Origin of the sequence: Paraoerskovia marina, assembly GCF_900105445.1 — a bacterium.
In the GTDB taxonomy this organism is placed as follows: Bacteria; Actinomycetota; Actinomycetes; order Actinomycetales; family Cellulomonadaceae; genus Paraoerskovia; species Paraoerskovia marina.
Genome location: NZ_LT629776.1, coordinates 2,259,216 through 2,275,666, shown reverse-complemented (window position 1 = coordinate 2,275,666; position 16,451 = coordinate 2,259,216). Strand labels below are relative to the sequence as shown.

The following is a 16,451-nucleotide window of genomic DNA, read 5'->3' as shown; positions in this document are numbered from 1 at the left end:
GTCTGCAGTCCGCCGTCACTGCGCATCACCAGGAATCTCACATGTCGCTGCTCGCCCCGCCCGTCGACGTCTCCGTCCGCGACACGGCGGCCCCGACCCGCAGGCCCCGTCCTGTCCGTCTCTCGGCCCCGGTGGCCCGGGCCGTCACGATCGAGCACCTCGTCTCGCTCGACATCGAGGCCTACTCCCGGCGCGAATCCGTACGACAGCGGGCGCGCGCCCGCGCTACCATGGGTGCATAGGCGTCGACCCGGCGATCACCGGTGAGCCTCCGGAAGAACAGGAGGGCGCGAGCCCTCCCCAGTAGAACCGGACGGGTCGGCCCGTCACAGCCGTTCGAGCGGTCGGTGGTGCCCCTTCGGGGTGGCGTCGGCAAGCGAGGTGGTACCGCGGAGCGCCCGGACGGGCGAGTCGTCCTCGATGCGAGACCCGGACCACTCGAACTTGGAGCCTGAGCCATGGCCTACCCGCTGCACCGCCCGTCGTCGGACGTCCCCGCCTCCCCGGACCTTCCCGGGATCGAGCGCGACGTCCTCGCGTTCTGGAAGGACGACGACACGTTCCGTGCGTCGGTCGAGGCTCGGGACGCCGGGACGGACGGTGACAACGAGTTCGTCTTCTACGACGGGCCCCCGTTCGCCAACGGGCTGCCGCACTACGGACACCTGCTCACCGGCTACGCCAAGGACGTCGTCCCGCGGTTCAAGACGATGCGTGGCAAGCGCGTCGAGCGACGTTTCGGGTGGGATACCCACGGTCTCCCGGCCGAGCTGGAGGCCGAGCGGATCCTCGGGATCACCGACAAGTCGCAGATCGAGGCGATGGGGATCGGTGCGTTCAACGAGGCGTGCCGCAGCTCGGTCCTGACCTACACCGCCGAGTGGGAGCAGTACGTCACCCGCCAGGCGCGCTGGGTCGACTTCGAGAACGACTACAAGACGCTCGACGTGACGTTCATGGAGTCTGTGCTGTGGGCGTTCAAGACCCTGCACACCAAGGGCCTCGCGTACGAGGGCTACCGCGTGCTGCCGTACTGCTGGCGCGACGAGACCCCGCTGTCCAACCACGAGCTGCGGATGGACGACGACGTCTACCAGTCGCGGCAGGACCCGGCGCTCACGGTCGGCGTGCGGCTGTCCGACGACGCGGGCCCGGCCTCGGGCGCCCTCGCCCTGATCTGGACCACCACGCCGTGGACGCTGCCGTCCAACCTGGCGATCGCCGTCGGGCCGGACATCGAGTACGTCGTCGTCCAGCCGGGCGAGGGCTCCTCCCTCGAGGGGGAGCGCGTCGTCGTCGGCGTCTCGCGACTCGCGGCGTACGCGAAGGAGCTGGGGGAGGACCCCACGGTGCTCTCGATCATGACCGGAAGCGACTTCGCCGGGGCGTCCTACACCCCGCCGTTCGACTACTTCGCGGGCCACGAGAACGCGCACCGTGTCCTGGTCGCGGACTTCGTCTCGACCGAGGACGGCACCGGGCTGGTGCACCTCGCCCCGGCCTTCGGCGAGGACGACATGGCCGTGTGCTCGGTCGCCGGCATCGAGGCGGTCCTCACCGTCGACGGGCGGGGTCGGTTCACGAACGCCGTCGCGGACTACGCGGGCGAGCAGGTCTTCGACGCGAACCCCACGATCATCAAGGACCTCAAGGCAGGGACGGGTCCGCTCGCACGCGTGGACGAGGCACGGCGTGCCGTCGTCCTGCGGCACGAGACCTACGAGCACTCCTACCCGCACTGCTGGCGGTGCCGGAACCCGCTGATCTACAAGGCCGTCTCCAGCTGGTTCGTGCGGGTCACCGAGTTCCGGGACCGCATGGTCGAGCTCAACCAGCAGATCGACTGGACCCCCGAGCACATCAAGGACGGCCAGTTCGGCAAGTGGCTCGAGGGCGCGCGCGACTGGTCGATCAGCCGCAACCGCTACTGGGGCACACCGATCCCGGTCTGGGTCAGCGACGACGACAACTATCCGCGCACGGACGTCTACGGGTCTCTCGCGGAGCTCGAGGCGGACTTCGGCCGGCTCCCGCTGAACGCCGACGGTGAGCCCGACCTGCACCGTCCGTACATCGACGACCTCACCCGCCCGAACCCGGACGACCCGACCGGGCGGTCCACGATGCGCCGGATCCCCGACGTCCTCGACGTCTGGTTCGACTCCGGGTCGATGCCGTTCGCCCAGGTGCACTACCCGTTCGAGAACGCCGACTGGTTCGAGCACCACTTCCCGGGCGACTTCATCGTCGAGTACATCGGCCAGACGCGTGGCTGGTTCTACCTGCTGCACGTCCTGTCGACGGCGCTCTTCGACCGTCCCGCGTTCAGCTCGGCCGTCTCGCACGGGATCGTGCTCGGCTCCGACGGGCGCAAGATGAGCAAGTCGCTGCGCAACTACCCGGACGTCACCGAGGTGCTCGACCGGGACGGGGCCGACGCGATGCGCTGGTTCCTCATGAGCTCGCCGATCCTGCGCGGCGGCAACCTCGTCGTGACCGAGGAGGGGATCCGCGACTCGGTGCGGCAGGTCCTCCTGCCCCTGTGGAGCACGTACTACTTCCACACCCTCTACGCCAACAAGGCGCACGACGGAGCGGGCTACGTGGCGCAGCCCGTGACGGCGGACCGCGTGGCCGGGCTCCCGGCGCTCGACCGCTACCTCCTCGCCAAGACGTCCGAGCTGGTCGCCCGCGTCACCGAGCAGCTCGACTCCTACGACATCGCCGGGGCGTGCGAGAGCGTCCGCGTCCACCTGGACGTCCTGACGAACTGGTACGTCCGGACGCAGCGGGACCGTTTCTGGTCCGAGGATCACGACGCCTTCGACACGCTCGCGACCTCTCTCGAGGTGCTCACGCGCGTCATGGCGCCGCTGGCGCCCCTGACCGCCGAGGAGGTCTGGCGGGGCCTGACCGGTGGGCGCTCGGTCCACCTGACCGACTGGCCCGTGGTCTCGACGGGCTCGACCGACGCGACCGGCTCGATGGGCTCGACCGACGCGACCGACGCGACCGGCTCGACGGGCTCGACGGGCTCGACCGGCGCAACCGGCCCGACCGACGCGGCGCTCGTCCCGGACGAGGCGCTCGTCGCGGCGATGGACGAGGTGCGCTCGGTGGTCTCCCACACCCTCTCGCTGCGCAAGGCGAACCGGCAGCGGGTGCGTCAGCCCCTGCGCCGTCTGACCGTTGCCGTCGCCGAGCCGGGCGCACTGTCGCCCTACGTCGACCTGCTCGCCGCGGAGCTGAACCTCAAGGAGGTCGACGTCGTCGAGCTCACGGACACCGTGTCCGAGCGGTTCGGCATCACCCAGCGGCTCGCCGTCAACGCCCGTGCCGCCGGACCGCGGCTCGGGCGCGGGGTGCAGGCGGCGATCAAGGCCGCCAAGTCCGGCTCCTGGCGCACGGACGGCGACGAGGTCGTGGTCACCACCGAGACCGGCGACGTGCCGCTGCTCGCGTCGGAGTACGAGCTCTCGACCGTGGTCGGGGGCGGGGACGACGGGCAGGTCGCGGCCGCCGTCCTGCCCGGAGGCGGGTTCGTCGTCCTGGACCTGACCCTCGACGAGGGGCTCGTCGCCGAGGGCTTCGCCCGCGACGTCGTGCGCGAGGTCCAGGAGGCACGCAAGTCCGCCGACCTCGACGTCTCGGACCGCATCGTCCTGACGCTCGGCGTTCCGCAGGCGAACGTGGCCGCGGTCGAGGAGCACCGTGAGCTGATCGCTCGCGAGACGCTGGCCGTCACCGTCCAGGTGGGGACGGCCGACACGATCACCGTGGAGGTGGCGCGCGCATGAGTCCGTCCAAGAACGAGCGCGATGCACGAGACCGTCGGCGCAAGGAGCGGGAGGCGACCGAGGACGCCGCGAGCCAGGAGGCGCTGGCCACGGTCTACGCGCACATCATGGATCGTGCGCCCGAGCACGACATCGACCCGACGCTCGACCGGGTCGCCCGCGTGCTCGAGCTGCTCGGGGACCCGCAGAAGGCCTACCGGACCATCCACGTCGCCGGGACCAACGGCAAGACGTCGACGGCGCGCATGGTCGAGCGGCTCGTGCGCGAGCACGGCCTGCGGACCGGGCGCTTCACCAGCCCGCACCTGACCAGCGTCACCGAGCGGATCGCGGTCGACGGCGAGTCGCTCACGGCGGGTGAATTCGTCGCGGTCTGGGAGGACGTCGCGCCCTACGTCGGGGTCGTGGACCGCGAGTCGGAGGAGTCCGGGGGCCCGCGCCTGAGCTTCTTCGAGGTGCTGACCGTCATGGCCTTCGCCGCCTTCGCCGACGCCCCGGTCGACGTCGCCGTCGTGGAGGTCGGCATGGGCGGGACCTGGGACTCCACCAACGTCGTCGACGGCGAGGTCGCGGTCATCACCCCTGTCGCCTTCGACCACGAGCGGTGGCTGGGTCACACGCTGCCCGAGATCGCCGAGAACAAGGCGGGCATCATCGTCGACGGCGCGACGGTGATCGTGGGGGAGCAGGAGCAGGTGGCCGAGCTCGTCATCCTCGAGACCGCGGCCGAGCGCAATGCCCGTGTCCTGCGCGACGGCGTCGACCTCGAGGTCGCCGGCCGCACCCCGGCCGTCGGCGGGCAGCTGCTGAACCTGCGGACACCGGCGGGCCTCTACACGGAGATCTTCCTTCCCGTGCTCGGCGCGCACCAGGCGCACAACGCGCTCCTGGCGCTCGCCTCGGTCGAGGCGTTCCTCGGTGGTCGCGCGCTCGGCGGGGAGGTCGTCGAGGCCGCGTTCGCCGACGTGACGTCTCCCGGGCGCCTCGAGGTCCTCCGCTCAAGCCCGACGGTCCTCGTCGACGCCGCCCACAACCCGGCGGGTGCCGAGGCGCTCGTCGCCGCCCTCGAGGAGTCGTTCGCGTTCACGCACCTCGTCGGCGTCGTCGCGGTCATGGCGGACAAGGACGCGGAGGCCCTCCTGGCCGTGCTCGAGCCGCATCTTGCCGAGATCGTCGTCACGAGCAACAGTGCCGACCGCTCCGCCGACCCGCTGGACCTGGCCGACACCGCGCGCGAGGTCTTCGGCGAGGACCGCGTGCACGTCGTCGAGCAGCTGGGCGATGCCGTGGCGCGGGCCGCGGACCTGGCAGAGGCCGAGGACACGGTCGGCGTCGGCACCGGGACGGGGGTGCTGGTGACCGGGTCGGTCATCACCGCCGCGGACGCGCGGGCCTTGCTGCGCCGACGATAGGAGCGAGACCTTCGCCCGGCCGGGTCGGCGGCGCCCGCCCTCGCCGACCCGGCCGGGGAGGTGTTGGATGGGGGGACGGGTCCGTCGTCCTGCGTGCGGACCGCCGACCAACGGAGGTTCGTGCGATGAAGAAGTTGCTGAACGACCCGCAGAACGCGGTCACGGAGAGTCTCGAGGGATTCACGGCGGTTCATGCCGATCTCGTCGAGCTCTCCCTGGACCCGACGTACGTGACCCGTGCGGGTGGCCCCGTGCCGAACAAGGTGGGCCTGGTCAGCGGCGGGGGGAGCGGCCACGAACCGCTCCACGCAGGATTCGTCGGCGACGGCATGCTCGACGCCGCGGTCCCGGGCGAGATGTTCACGTCGCCGACGCCGGACCAGATCCAGCCTGCGCTCGAGGCGGCCGACTCGGGGGCCGGTGTTCTCGCGATCGTGAAGAACTACACGGGCGACGTCCTGAACTTCGAGATGGCCGTCGAGCTCGCCGGGGACGACGACCACCGCGTCACGACGGTGCTCGTGAACGACGACGTCGCGGTGGAGGACTCGCTCTACACGGCGGGACGTCGTGGTGTGGCGGGGACGGTCGCCGTCGAGAAGATCGCCGGTGCGGCGGCCGCCCGCGGCGACGACCTCGAGACCGTCACCGCCGTCGCGCAGCGCGTCGCAGACAACGTCCGGACGATGGGCGTGGCACTCGCCCCGTGCACGGTGCCCCACGTGGGACGACCCGGGTTCGAGCTCGGCGACGACGAGATCGAGATCGGCATCGGCATCCACGGCGAGCCCGGTCGCCGGCGGGCACCGGTGGCCACGGCGGACGAGATCACGGACCAGCTCCTCGACCCCGTCGTCGAGGACCTGGGGCTGACCGACGGGGAGAGCGTGTTGCTGTTCGTTAACGGAATGGGCGGCACGCCGCTCTCCGAGCTCTACGTCGTCTATCGTCGTGCGCGGTCACGGCTCGAGGGGTTGGGCGTCTCGGTATCGCGCTCGCTCGTCGGCAACTACGTGACGTCGTTGGAGATGCAGGGCGCGTCGGTCTCTGTCCTGCGGCTCGACGACGAGACGACGCAGCTGTGGGACGCACCCGTGCGCACCGCGGCGCTGCACTGGTAGCGACGGCCGCGGGCAAGGCCCGGACCGCCGATGCCGACGATGTCAGAAGTGAGGGTGACGGATGCTGGACGTTTCGTGGGCTGTGCGCTGGGTACGACTGACCGCCGAGGCGGTGGGGTTGGCCAAGGCGGAGCTGACCGAGCTGGACCGACGGATCGGGGACGGCGACCACGGCGAGAACCTTGACCGGGGGTACCGCGCGGTGGTCGAACGCCTGGACGCGCTCGACCCCGAGCCCGAGAACGTCGGAGACGTGCTCAAGCTCGTCGCGACGACGCTGATGTCGAAGGTCGGCGGAGCCTCCGGGCCGCTCTACGGCACCGCCTACCTGCGTGCCGCCAAGGCGACAGCAGTCCCCTCTCTCGACGCGAGCGCCGTCGTGGCTCTCGTCGAGGGAGCGCTCGACGGTGTGACGGCCCGGGGCAAGGCCGTGCCCGGCGAGAAGACGATGGTCGACGCGTGGCAGGCGGCCGCCGACGCTGCTGCGGCCGCCGCGCACGAGGGTGCATCTGCCGAGGAGGTCCTGCGCAGGGCATCCACCGCGGCAACCGCGGGTGCGGCGTCGACGACGTCGATGGTCGCGACCAAGGGTCGCGCCAGCTATCTCGGGGACCGGAGCGCGGGGAGCGCGGATCCCGGCGCGACGTCCACGGCGCTGATCCTCGACGCAGCCGTGCGGGCCGTGGGCGAGGGCCGATGAGCCGCGTCTCGCTGGTCCTCGTCTCTCATTCGGCCGCCCTGGCGGACGGGCTTGCCGAGCTCGCCGGCCAGATGGCGCCCGGGGTCCGTATCGTCCCGGTCGGGGGAGCCGACGACCGGCGGCTCGGGACGAGCTTCGACCGGATTCTCGAGGCGCTGACGGACGTGACGTCCGACGGTGGGTCCGCGGTCGTGCTCGCGGACCTCGGGTCTGCGGTGCTGACGGTCGAGTCCGTCCTCGACCTCGAGGACGGGCTGGACGTCCGACTGGCCGGTGGTCCGTTCGTCGAGGGTGCCGTCGCTGCCGCGGTGGCCGCGCACGGCGGCCTGGCCGCGTCCGACGTCGTCGCCGCCGCGGAGAATGCCGCGGTGAGCTTGCGCGGGGCGCCGGTCGGGTCGGAGTATGCGGTCATGGACGCGACGACGGACGGTGCTGCAGCGGCCGACGGGGAGATCGTGGTCGTGCTCCGCAACCCCCTGGGCCTGCACGCCCGGCCGGCGGCGGTCCTTGCCCGGATGATCGCCGGGTTCGACGCCCAGGTCCGCGTCGACGGTGTGGACGGCGCCAGCGTCCTCGAGCTGATGAAGCTCGGTGCGACGCAGGGACGAGAGCTCACGATCGTCGCCGAGGGCCCGCAGGCGGCCGAGGCCCGTCAGGCCGTCGTCGAGGCGGTCGAGGCGGGATTCGGCGAGCTCTAGCGTGTCCGGGGCCACATTATTTCAGTCACTGAAATAGTGCAGGCCGTGCAAGAATATTCTCCATGGAGAAGTCTGGGCTGCGCGAGCGCAAGAAGCGCGAGCGCCACGAGGCGCTGATCGACGCGACCCACGCCCTCGTGCGCGAGCACGGGAGCGACGGCGTCACGGTCGAGATGATCTGCGACGCGGTCGGAGTCTCGTCGCGGACCTTCTTCAACTACTTCGAGTCCAAGGAGCACGCGATCCTCGGCCTCACGGAGGTCTCGGTCGACGACACCGTCGCCGCCACGTTCGTGGCCGGCGGGCCGACGGGACGCTTTGTGGACGACACCGTCGTGGTGCTCCGGGACCTGCTCTCCGCACCCGCGCTCTCCGGCCACCGACTTGCTGCCGCGATGGAGCTCGCGCGGGCCGAGCCCCGGCTGCTCGTCCGGCACGTCGCCTGGATGGAGGACCAGCGCTCGAGCTTTGACGAGCTGCTCGCCCGGCGTCGCGCGACGACGGGGGAGCACGTCGCCTCCGAGCTGGTCGGCGTCGTCATGATGTCCGCCGTGCGCGGCGCCTTCATGCGCTGGGAGCAGCGCGGCGCGGACGGCACGCCCGCCGACCACGTCGAACCCGTCCTCGCGGAGATCCGCACCCTGCTGGCCTGACCACTCGCGTCCGCCGGCCCGCAATCCCACCCTGTACCGGAAAGGCTCGTCGATGAGCACCACGACCACCCAGGACGAACCCCTGATCGTCCTGACCCCCAAGACGATCTGGCTGATCTTCGGCTCCCTCATGGCCGGCATGTTCATGGCCTCCCTCGACCAGTCGATCATCGGCACCGCGATGCCGACGATCGTGGGCGACCTCGGGGGTGTCGAGCACCAGGCCTGGATGGTGACCGCCTACATCATGGCCGTCGCCATCGTGATGCCGCTGTACGGGAAGTTCGGCGACGTCTTCGGGCGTCGCTGGCTCTTCCTCGGCGCGATCGCCCTGTTCACCGTCGCCTCGGCCGGCGCGGGCATGGCCGACACGATGGGGCAGATGGTGTTCTGGCGCTTCGTCCAGGGCGCCGGCGGCGGCGGTCTGATGATCCTGTCCCAGGCGATCATCGCGGACATCGTCCCGGCGCGGGAGCGCGGGAAGTACATGGGGCCGATGGGTGCCCTGTTCGGGATCTCCGCCGTGGCGGGCCCCCTGCTGGGCGGGTTCTTCACCGAGCACGCCGACTGGCGCTGGTGCTTCTGGATCAACATCCCCGTCGGCATTGCGGCCTTCATCATCTCGTTCGTCGCGCTGAAGCTCCCCAGCCACTCCGCGCGACGTCGAGTCGACGTCGCCGGGATCTTCTTCCTCGTGCTCGCGACCTCCGGCATCATCCTCCTGACGAGCTGGGAGTCGGTGGCCGACGGAGGCTACGACTGGAGCAGCCCCGCGCTCCTCGCGCTGGCCGCGGGAACGCTGGTGTCGGTCGCTCTCTTCGTGGTGGTCGAGCTCCGGGCCCAGGACCCGATCCTCCCGTTGCGCCTCTTCAAGAACCGCACCTTCACGATCGCGACCTCGATCGGGTTCACGATCGGCATGGGCATGTTCGCCGCCCTCGCGTACCTGCCGACGTTCCTGCAGATGTCCACCGGCGCCGGGATCACCGAGTCCGGCCTGCTCATGATCCCGATGATGGTCGGGCTCATGGCGACCTCGATCATCTCCGGGTTCGCGATCGTCAAGTCGGGCCGCTACCGCCCGTACCCGATCGCGGGGATGGCGATCGCGACGCTCGGCCTGGTATGGATGACCACCATGACCGGCGACATGTCGATGGTCCTCTTCGGCGCGATGATCTTCGTGCTCGGCGCGGGCATCGGACTCGTGATGCAGACGATCGTGCTCGCCGTCCAGAACTCCGTGGATCCGCAGGAGATCGGGACCGCCACGAGCGCCAACAACTTCTTCCGCGAGATCGGTGCCGCCGTCGGCACCGCGCTGTTCGGGACGATCTTCACCTCGCGGCTCACGGAGAACCTCACCGAGGTCTTCACCGGTGTCCCGGGCGCGGGCGATCCCGGCGGCGCGGACTCGATCACGCCGGCTGCCGTCGAACAGCTCCCGGAGCCGCTCCACTCCGGAGTCGTCGACGCCTACGCCGACGCGCTGGCGCCGTCGTTCTGGTACCTCGTGCCGCTGCTGGCCCTCGGGTTCGTCCTCGCGCTGTTCCTGCCGGTGGTCAAGCTCTCGGACACCGCCGGGATGGTGGCACGCGGTGAGGCGCTCGCCGCCCCGAAGCCCACGACCGATGCAGGCGCGGGAGAGCAGCCGGTCGAACCGTCGCCGGTGAGTGCCCCCGTGGGCGCCGCGCCCGGTGCCGACCCGGGCGTCGCGGACGGCGACGACGAGGGTCGCAGCGGCGAGCCCCCGAGATCGGTATCCTGACCGCGTGAGCGACTCGACCCAGCCCGCGTCCCCCGACCCGATCGTCCGGTCGGGGGAGGACGCGCCGCGCATCCGCCCGAAGAAGTCGGCGAAGCAGCAGTTCGCCTCGGCGACGCTGGTGCTCGAGGCGTGCCTGGTGCTCTTCGCGACCATGGCCGCCCACGCCCTGCGGCGCAACGAGGCGGGGTGGCCCGAGTGGATGGACGTGCCCTCGGCGACGACCGTCTGGGTGATCGGGGGCACGCTCATGGTGGCTCTGCTCGTGCTCTCCCGGACGCTCGACTCCACGGGCGGGTACGTGGCCGGGAGCCTCGTCCAGGTCCCGGTGCTCGCCACGGGGATCGCGATCCCGCTCATGCTCCTCGTCGGCGCGATCTTCGTCGTGATGTGGATCGCCTCGCTCGTCCTCGGCTCGCGGATCGACCGGGAGCGTGCGGAGTACGACGCCGCGCACCCCGAGACGGCCCCGAACGTCGCCTGATCACGCGGCGGTAGGCTCGTGCCATGACTGATGCACCGATCGAACGCACACTGATCCTCGTCAAGCCCGACGGCGTCCGCCGGGGGCTGTCGGGCGAGGTTCTTCGCCGCGTCGAGGCCAAGGGCTACGTGCTCGCGGCCGTCAAGCTTGTCGACGCCGACCCCGCCGTCCTCGCCCAGCACTACGCGGAGCACGAGGGAAAGCCCTTCTACCAGCCGCTCGTCGAGTTCATGCTCTCCGGCAAGGTCCTGGCGGTCGTCGCCGAGGGGCAGGGCGTCATCCCCGGTTTCCGCTCGCTCGCGGGTGCGACCGATCCCACCGCCGCCGCCCCGGGGACCATTCGTGGCGACCTCGGGCGTGACTGGGGGCTCAAGGTCCAGCAGAACCTCGTGCACGGATCCGACTCCGCCGAGTCGGCGACCCGCGAGATCGGGCTCTGGTTCCCCGAGCTCGGCTGACATCACGAGTCTCCGCCGCCCCGTGCCGCTCGGCCGGGGCGGCGTCCGTGTGTCCGGGGCCGTGCGTCGCTAGTGTGTGACCCGTGCACCTCAAGACCCTGACGCTTCGCGGCTTCAAGTCGTTCGCGTCGGCGACGACGCTCGGGTTCGAGCCGGGAGTGACGTGCGTCGTCGGCCCCAACGGCTCGGGCAAGTCGAACGTGGTCGACGCGCTCGCCTGGGTCATGGGCGAGCAGGGCGCGAAGTCCCTGCGTGGCGGAAAGATGGAGGACGTCATCTTCGCGGGGACCGCCGGCCGTCCGCCGCTCGGCCGCGCCGAGGTGTCGCTGACGATCGACAACGCCGACGGGGCGCTCCCGATCGACTACAGCGAGGTCACCATCTCGCGCACACTCTTCCGGTCCGGGGGATCGGAGTACGCGATCAACGGCTCCGCGTGCCGTCTCCTCGACATCCAGGATCTGCTCTCTGACTCCGGGATCGGGAGGGAGATGCACGTCGTCGTCGGGCAGGGGCAGCTCGACGCCGTGCTCCGTGCCACCCCGGAGGAGCGGCGCGGGTTCATCGAGGAGGCCGCGGGCGTTCTCAAGCACCGCAAGCGCAAGGAGAAGGCCCTCCGCAAGCTCGACGCGATGCAGGGCAACCTCACGCGGCTCGCCGACCTGACGACCGAGATCCGCAAGCGGCTCGGTCCGCTCGGCAAGCAGGCCGAGGTCGCGCGCCGGGCGGGCACCGTGCAGGTGGACGTCCGCGACGCTCGCGCCAGACTGCTCGCCGACGACGTCGCCCAGGCGACGGCGCGGCTCGAGCAGGAGTCGGCGGACGAGGCGGCCGTCCGTGCGCAGCAGGCGACCGTCGAGGCCGAACTCGCGTCGCGACGCACCGAGCTGGCCTCGCTCGAGGAGGAGGCCGCGCGGGCCGCCCCGGAGCTGGCCGCCGCCACCGACGTCTGGTTCCGGCTGTCCTCCGCGCGCGAACGGCTCGTCGGCACCCGGCAGCTCGCCGGCGAGCGGCTCCGGATGCTCGGCACGCCCGAGCCGGCCCACCAGGGGCAGGATCCCGACGAGCTCGCCCGGCAGGCCGAGCGTGTCCGTGCCGCAGAGCGGGAGCTGGCCGCCGAGGTCGAGGCCGCGCGCGACGGGCTGACCGCGGCCCAGGCCGCACGGCAGACCGCGGAAGAGTCCTCGGCGGCGGCCGACCGGGCGCTCGCGACGCTCGTGCGCGGCGAGGCCGACCGCCGGGAGGGGCTCGCGACGCTCGCCGGGAAGGTCGCCGCCCGGCGCAGCCGGGTCGAGGCCGTCGAGGCGGAGATCGGACGGCTGACCGAGGTCGTCGCGGAGGCGGGCCGACGGGCCGAGCAGGCGCGCGCGGAGTTCTCGTCGCTCGAGGCGGAGGCCGCGGGCGCGGAGGAGGGGGAGGTCGGGCTGGACGCCGCCCACGAGCAGGCGGCCGGGGCGCGGACCGAGGCCCGCAACGCCGTCGACGCACTGGTCGAGCGCCGTCGCGCCGCCGAGCAGGAGCGGGCGACCCTCGCCGCACGCATCGAGACGCTCGAGCTGAGCCTGACCCGCAAGGACGGCGTCGGCGAGCTGCTCGGCGCCGACGGAGTACGGACCGAGGGGTCGGTCGCCGCGCTCGTCGGCATCGCGCCGGGGTACGAGGACGCCGTCGCCGCCGCGCTCGGCCCCGCGGCCGACGCCGTCGCCGTCCAGGACGTCGGTGCCGCCGTGGACGCCCTGCGGCACCTGCGGACCGAGGACGCGGGGCGCGCCGGGCTGGTCGTCCTGGACGCCGCCGACGCTCCGGCACGGCCGGAGATCGACCTGCCGGTCGCGGCGTCGTGGGCGACCGACGTCGTCACACCGGCGCACGCGGCTCGCGACGTCGTCGCGGCACTGCTGCGCGACGTGGTGGTCGTCGAGGACCTGACCGCCGCACGGATCCTGGTGGAGAGCGAGCCGCGGCTCGTCGCGGTGACCCGCGGCGGTGACGTGCTCGGCGCCCGGCAGGCCTGGGGTGGATCGGCGTCCGCGCCGGGCGTGCTGCACCTGCAGGCCGCCGTGGACGACGCGCGCGAACGACGTGATGCCGTCGACGCCCTCGTTGCAGAGATCTCTCGCGAGCTGGCCGACGCCGAGCTCGCGCTGGCCGCGGCCGACCAGCGCTACGACGAGACCCTCGGGCGTCTCGACGAGAACGACGCGGCGCTCGCGGCGGTGGCGGAACGTCTCGGGAACCTGGGCGCGACCACGCGCGGTGCGACGGCGGAGGCCGACCGTGCGCGCGTGAACCTCGAACGGGCCGAGCGTTCCCTCGGCGAGGAGCGCGAGCTCCTCGCGGCGCTCGTCGAGCGGCACGACGTGGCGGCGGCCGAGCCCGAGGCCTCCGAGGCGTCGGTGGTGGCCGCCCAGGGCGAGCGTGACGAGGCGGCGCAGGCGGCGCAGGCGGCACGGGCGACCGAGACGGAGGCCCGTCTCGCGCTCCGCACGCAGGAGGAACGGGAGCGAGCCCTGACCGGGCGTGCAGAGGCGCTCGACCGTGCCGTCGCGAACGAGCGCCAGGCGCGGGAGCGCGCCGCCCGGCGCGAGGAGGTCCGGGTGCGTCGTGCCCGTCGCGCGCGCGAGGTCTCCGACATCGCGGAGCAGGCGGTGCGCGTGGTGGAGCACTCCGTCCAGCGGGCGGCCGACGGGAAGGCCGAGCTCGAGCAGGCACGTGCGGTACGGGACGAGACGCTCGGGGTGGTGCGCGCGGCCGTCTCCGGGCTCGAGCAGCGCCTGCGCGAGCTCACCGACGTGGCGCACCGTGACGAGGTCGCCCGGGCGGAGCAGCGCCTGCGCATCGAGCAGCTCGAGCAGCGCGCCGTCGACGAGCTCGGACTGGACCCGGCGGTGCTGGTCGAGGAGTTCGGACCGCACCGCCCGGTGCCCTGCACCGGCGACGACGCCCTCGACGAGGACGGTGAGCCCCGTGAGGTCCCGTACGTCCGCGCCGAGCAGGAGAAACGTCTCCGGTCGGCGGAGCGCGCGTTGCGAGCCCTGGGGAAGGTCAACCCGCTCGCGCTCGAGGAGTTCGCCGCGCTCGAGGAGCGGCACACGTTCCTCACCACACAGCTCGCGGACCTGAAGAAGTCCCGGTCGGACCTCCTCGACATCGTGAGCGACATCGACCGCCGCGTGGAGGAGGTGTTCACCTCGGCGTTCGCCGACACCGCCCGCCAGTTCGAGGGCGTGTTCGCCGGGATGTTCCCCGGGGGTGAGGGCAGGCTCGTCCTGACGGACCCGACGAACATGCTCACGACGGGGATCGAGGTCGAGGCCCGCCCCGCCGGCAAGAAGGTCAAGCGCCTCTCGTTGCTCTCGGGGGGAGAACGGTCGTTGACCGCGGTGGCGATCCTCGTGTCGATCTTCAAGGCGCGGCCGAGCCCGTTCTACGTGATGGACGAGGTCGAGGCGGCGCTCGACGACGTGAACCTCGGCAGGCTCCTGGAGATCTTCCGCGAGCTGCAGGAGGACTCCCAGCTCATCGTCATCACGCACCAGAAGCGGACGATGGAGATCGCCGACGCGCTCTACGGCGTCACGATGCGCGGCGACGGTGTGACGACGGTCATCAGTCAACGGATGGACCCTGCTCCCGTCGTCTGACCGCGCCCGTGGAGATCGTGTGACAGTTCGATGACAACGGTGATGTCGGCGTGTCGGGTGCCGCACGCTCCTGCACACTGTCTACATGCTTGGAATGTTCCTGTGGTGGGGTATAGCCCTTCTCGTCGCGTGCGTGGTCTTCGTGTACGCGGGAACGGTCGCGGGCATGGAGTCGGGCCAGAAGGGTCGCGGCGTCCGCGGTTTCGTCGACGACCTGCGGGGTGCCACGGACGCGATGCGAGAGCGGCGCCGGCAGCGCCGCGCGGGTACGGCGACCGGCCGGCAGGACCCGGAGCAGCCGGTCGAGACGCGCATGGGGGACTTCTTCGCGGCGACGCAGGAGGACGGGAACCCGTACATGGACGCCACCGACGTCACCGAGTCGTGGGCCCGGACGGGCGCGCGGGCCGTCGACGCCGCACGCACCGCCCGGGGCCACGTCCGGATCGGGACGGTCAGGCCCCGTGAGCACGCCCAGCCTGAGGAGCCCACGGAGGTCTGAGAGAATCAGCGCGTGACAAACGCGACCGACCTCACCTGGCTCTGGATCCTTCTCGCAGTTCTCGTCGTGGCAGGACTGCTCTACGTCCTCCTCGCGCCGCGGGGACGAGGGGCCAAGAAGCCACCGACCCTGGACGAGCACAGCCCGGACCAGGCGGAGGCGCCCGAGGCCGGGGGCGAGGTCGAGACCCTTCCGGAGTCCGCAGCTGCGCCGTCGACGGAGACGCCCGCACCCACCGCTGGTCGGCTCACGCGGCTGCGGGACCGGCTCGCCCGGTCCGGCTCGCCGCTCGGATCGGCGCTGCTGGCCGTCCTGTCGCGTGACAGCCTCACCGAGGACGACTGGGACGAGATCGAGGAGATCCTCCTGCTCGCCGACGTCGGTGCGGGGCCCACGGGGGAGATCGTCGACGGCCTGCGGACGCGGGTCCGCGTCGAGGGCGTGCGTGACCCGGCAGCGGTCCGCGCCATGCTGCGCTCCGCCCTGCTCGAGATCATCGACCCGGAGCTCGACCGGAGCCTGGCGACGCAGCGGGTCACGAGGGAGGACGGCGTCACCGTCCCCGCGGTCACTCTCGTCGTCGGTGTCAACGGGACCGGGAAGACCACGACCGTCGGAAAGCTGGCACGGGTGCTCGTCGCGGACGGGAGCTCGGTCGTCCTCGGAGCCGCGGACACGTTCCGTGCCGCCGCGGCCGACCAGCTCGAGACCTGGGGCGCCCGTGTCGGCGTACCCACCGTCCGGTCCGAGCGCGAGGGTGGCGACCCGGCGTCCGTCGCGTTCGACGCGGTCCGTCGCGGTCGCGAGGACGGGACCGACGTCGTGCTCGTGGACACGGCCGGCCGTCTGCAGAACAAGGCCGGGCTGATGGACGAGCTCGGCAAGATCCGTCGGGTGATCACGAAGGAGGCACCGCTCGCGGAGGTGCTTCTCGTCCTCGACGCGACGACCGGGCAGAACGGCATGACCCAGGCCCGGGTCTTCGGGGAGGTCGCAGGCGTCACGGGCATCGTGCTCACCAAGCTGGACGGCACGGCCAAGGGCGGGATCGTCGTCGCCGTGCAGCGCGAGCTCGGGGTGCCGGTCAAGCTGGTCGGTCTCGGTGAGGGTCCCGACGACCTCGCACCCTTCGACCCGGCCGAGTTCGTCGACGCACTCCTCGGCGACCCGGCGTAGCCGTCGTCTCGGACGCCGAGACGCGAAACATGATGGTTACC

General features: G+C 71.8%; 13 protein-coding genes. All 13 read left to right on the top strand.

Annotation, left to right across the window (positions count from 1 at the left end):
- Positions 1-41: 41 nt before the first annotated feature.
- The gene (locus BLU20_RS10285) at positions 42-242 is read left to right on the top strand and encodes a hypothetical protein (RefSeq protein ID WP_029252528.1); all 201 of its coding nucleotides are present in this window, start codon (positions 42-44) and stop codon (positions 240-242) included.
- A 216-nt stretch (positions 243-458) separates the two neighbouring features.
- The gene (ileS, locus tag BLU20_RS10280; protein ID WP_083372451.1) at positions 459-3,797 is read left to right on the top strand and encodes an isoleucine--tRNA ligase; all 3,339 of its coding nucleotides are present in this window, start codon (positions 459-461) and stop codon (positions 3,795-3,797) included.
- Positions 3,794-5,209 carry a bifunctional folylpolyglutamate synthase/dihydrofolate synthase gene (locus BLU20_RS10275; protein ID WP_029252530.1) on the top strand — a complete coding sequence of 472 codons (1,416 nt, stop codon included), beginning with the start codon at positions 3,794-3,796 and terminating at the stop codon, positions 5,207-5,209. The genes ileS and BLU20_RS10275 overlap by 4 nt, the downstream gene beginning before the upstream one ends.
- A gap of 125 nt (positions 5,210-5,334) precedes the next feature.
- Positions 5,335-6,330: a dihydroxyacetone kinase subunit DhaK gene (gene dhaK / locus BLU20_RS10270; protein WP_029252531.1), complete on the top strand. Its 996-nt coding sequence runs from the start codon at positions 5,335-5,337 to the stop codon at positions 6,328-6,330.
- Positions 6,331-6,391: 61 nt separating this feature from the next.
- Entirely contained in the window at positions 6,392-7,030 is a 639-nt protein-coding gene (dhaL, locus tag BLU20_RS10265; RefSeq protein ID WP_083372450.1) for a dihydroxyacetone kinase subunit DhaL, read from the top strand.
- The gene (gene dhaM, locus BLU20_RS10260; RefSeq protein ID WP_029252533.1) at positions 7,027-7,728 is read left to right on the top strand and encodes a dihydroxyacetone kinase phosphoryl donor subunit DhaM; all 702 of its coding nucleotides are present in this window, start codon (positions 7,027-7,029) and stop codon (positions 7,726-7,728) included. The genes dhaL and dhaM overlap by 4 nt, the downstream gene beginning before the upstream one ends.
- 62 nt (positions 7,729-7,790) lie before the next feature.
- Complete coding sequence (locus tag BLU20_RS10255) at positions 7,791-8,381, top strand: TetR/AcrR family transcriptional regulator (protein ID WP_083372449.1); 591 nt, start codon at positions 7,791-7,793, stop codon at positions 8,379-8,381.
- A gap of 52 nt (positions 8,382-8,433) precedes the next feature.
- Complete coding sequence (locus BLU20_RS10250; protein WP_083372448.1) at positions 8,434-10,149, top strand: MDR family MFS transporter; 1,716 nt, start codon at positions 8,434-8,436, stop codon at positions 10,147-10,149.
- Between the two features lie 4 nt (positions 10,150-10,153).
- Complete coding sequence (locus tag BLU20_RS10245) at positions 10,154-10,630, top strand: DUF4233 domain-containing protein (protein ID WP_231959189.1); 477 nt, start codon at positions 10,154-10,156, stop codon at positions 10,628-10,630.
- Positions 10,631-10,653: 23 nt separating this feature from the next.
- Complete coding sequence (ndk, locus tag BLU20_RS10240; RefSeq protein ID WP_029252537.1) at positions 10,654-11,088, top strand: nucleoside-diphosphate kinase; 435 nt, start codon at positions 10,654-10,656, stop codon at positions 11,086-11,088.
- An 83-nt stretch (positions 11,089-11,171) separates the two neighbouring features.
- Positions 11,172-14,732, top strand: coding sequence for a chromosome segregation protein SMC (smc, locus tag BLU20_RS10235; RefSeq protein ID WP_083372447.1), 3,561 nt, complete (start codon positions 11,172-11,174; stop codon positions 14,730-14,732).
- An 85-nt stretch (positions 14,733-14,817) separates the two neighbouring features.
- The gene (locus BLU20_RS10230; protein WP_157270431.1) at positions 14,818-15,234 is read left to right on the top strand and encodes a hypothetical protein; all 417 of its coding nucleotides are present in this window, start codon (positions 14,818-14,820) and stop codon (positions 15,232-15,234) included.
- A 12-nt stretch (positions 15,235-15,246) separates the two neighbouring features.
- Positions 15,247-16,410 (top strand): signal recognition particle-docking protein FtsY, encoded by a 1,164-nt coding sequence (gene ftsY, locus BLU20_RS10225; protein WP_172829064.1) that lies wholly within the window; start codon positions 15,247-15,249, stop codon positions 16,408-16,410.
- Positions 16,411-16,451: the final 41 nt, after the last annotated feature.

What these genes read in the sequence shown, in the direction of transcription:
- BLU20_RS10285 (WP_029252528.1), top strand. Translation starts at nt 42, where the DNA reads ATGTCGCTGCTCGCCCCGCCCGTCGACGTCTCCGTCCGCGACACGGCG.
- ileS (WP_083372451.1), top strand. Translation starts at nt 459, where the DNA reads ATGGCCTACCCGCTGCACCGCCCGTCGTCGGACGTCCCCGCCTCCCCG.
- BLU20_RS10275 (WP_029252530.1), top strand. Translation starts at nt 3,794, where the DNA reads ATGAGTCCGTCCAAGAACGAGCGCGATGCACGAGACCGTCGGCGCAAG.
- dhaK (WP_029252531.1), top strand. Translation starts at nt 5,335, where the DNA reads ATGAAGAAGTTGCTGAACGACCCGCAGAACGCGGTCACGGAGAGTCTC.
- dhaL (WP_083372450.1), top strand. Translation starts at nt 6,392, where the DNA reads ATGCTGGACGTTTCGTGGGCTGTGCGCTGGGTACGACTGACCGCCGAG.
- dhaM (WP_029252533.1), top strand. Translation starts at nt 7,027, where the DNA reads ATGAGCCGCGTCTCGCTGGTCCTCGTCTCTCATTCGGCCGCCCTGGCG.
- BLU20_RS10255 (WP_083372449.1), top strand. Translation starts at nt 7,791, where the DNA reads ATGGAGAAGTCTGGGCTGCGCGAGCGCAAGAAGCGCGAGCGCCACGAG.
- BLU20_RS10250 (WP_083372448.1), top strand. Translation starts at nt 8,434, where the DNA reads ATGAGCACCACGACCACCCAGGACGAACCCCTGATCGTCCTGACCCCC.
- ndk (WP_029252537.1), top strand. Translation starts at nt 10,654, where the DNA reads ATGACTGATGCACCGATCGAACGCACACTGATCCTCGTCAAGCCCGAC.
- BLU20_RS10230 (WP_157270431.1), top strand. Translation starts at nt 14,818, where the DNA reads ATGCTTGGAATGTTCCTGTGGTGGGGTATAGCCCTTCTCGTCGCGTGC.